Raw genomic sequence first — 1,469 nt, 5'->3', positions numbered from 1 at the left:
CAAATTGCCCGCTTCCTGTGCAGCCAAGCTATTATGCTGACGCTCCAGGGCATTCCCGCCCTCTATATTCATACATTGACCGGCACGCTTAACGATGTCGAAGGAGTGGAGCGCAGCGGCCGATTGCGCTCAATTAATCGACGCCGCTGGCAGCGTGATGAGCTAACACTGTTACTCGAAAGCCCCTCAACGCCGACCCACGATGTGTTTCATGCGCTTAGCCGCTTGCTGGAACTTCGGCGCACAGAGCCCTGCTTCCACCCCAACGCCACACAACGCGTACTGACTACGCCGCCTGAAGTGTTAGCCATTGAGCGAGGCCCGCTAAGCGACGGCCGCCGCCTGCTTGCCCTGTTTAATGTCACCGATACGCTACTGCCATTAGATAATGTAGGAGAAGCACTTGAGCAGGCACTTAGCCAACATACTTGGCGTGCTTTGGATCTGCAAAACGCCCTGGAGGAAACCGCGCTTCCTCCCTATGCAATAAGATGGATGGTGGCAGACACGTGAAAGGTGCATTGCGGCATAATGTCTCAGCAATTAGGCAATATAATCGCCAAATAATCGATGACTGAGATACTGTCGCGATCATCATCAATGGCGATAGCGTTGATGCCGACTTTTCGCATGTATAAGGACGTGTTATGCCTCACATTTTTTTGCCGGGATTGCGCACCTTAGCGCTTACTGTAGCGATGAGTAGCGTGTCGTTGAGTTATGCCGAAGAACTGCCGGCGCCGGTTCAAGCGCTCACCAATCAGGGGATAACGATTCACGGTCAGTTTGAGGCGCCAGGGGGCATGCGTGGTTACGGTGCTAGCGTGCAGGGCCAAGAGCTGGCGATTTATTTAACGCCTGATGGCCAACACACCATTATCGGCACGCTAATGGATGATCAAGGCAACGACCTCACCGAAGCACAGATAGAGGAGCATGTTCGGGTGCCGCTTGAAGCGCAAACCTGGGCGTTACTGGAAGAGAGCCACTGGATTCAAGATGGCGATGAAAACGCGCCGCGGGTTATCTATACCTTTACCGATGCTAACTGCCCCTACTGTCGCCAGCTGTGGCAACAAAGCCGCCCCTGGGTAGAGGCTGGTGAAGTGCAGCTGCGCCATATTATGGTGGGCATCTTGGCGCCGAACAGTCCCGCTCTGGCGGCCACGATACTAGGTGCAGACGACCCTTCTGCTGCGCTACATGACCACAGCAGCGGCGATTCGCTTTCAGCAAGCGCTCAGCCTAGAGATATTGAAGAACAGGTATATGCCAACAATCAGCTTTTTGAGGAGCTAGGCCTGTACGCTACGCCCACCAGCGCCTTCCAGCGCGAAACAGACAGTGGCAATTTACGTATCGACCGGATTCAAGGCTTACCGAGCGAGGAGCGTTTAATTGAGATGATGGGCGGTGAAGCGCCTTAAAGCAGACAATTGGGCTGTTTTTTTTGTTTAATAAGTGCCTGA

Annotated in this window: 1 protein-coding gene and 1 pseudogene; both read left to right on the top strand. The window is 53.8% G+C overall.

What is annotated here, in order from left to right:
* A pseudogene (locus tag INT22_RS12775) lies at positions 1–513 on the top strand (alpha-amylase); the annotation flags it as partial.
* A 134-nt stretch (positions 514–647) separates the two neighbouring features.
* Positions 648–1,427: a thiol:disulfide interchange protein DsbG gene (gene dsbG, locus INT22_RS12770; protein ID WP_193061399.1), complete on the top strand. Its 780-nt coding sequence runs from the start codon at positions 648–650 to the stop codon at positions 1,425–1,427.
* The last annotated feature ends 42 nt before the right edge of the window (positions 1,428–1,469 follow it).

Source organism: Halomonas sp. 3D7M, assembly GCF_014897885.1.
Classification (GTDB): domain Bacteria; phylum Pseudomonadota; class Gammaproteobacteria; order Pseudomonadales; family Halomonadaceae; genus Vreelandella.
The sequence above is the reverse complement of the archived record's forward strand: the minus strand, read 5'-3'. Positions and strand labels throughout refer to the sequence as shown.

Bases quoted from the DNA above. Each gene is read 5' to 3' on its own strand.
- dsbG (WP_193061399.1), top strand. From the start codon at position 648: ATGCCTCACATTTTTTTGCCGGGATTGCGCACCTTAGCGCTTACTGTA.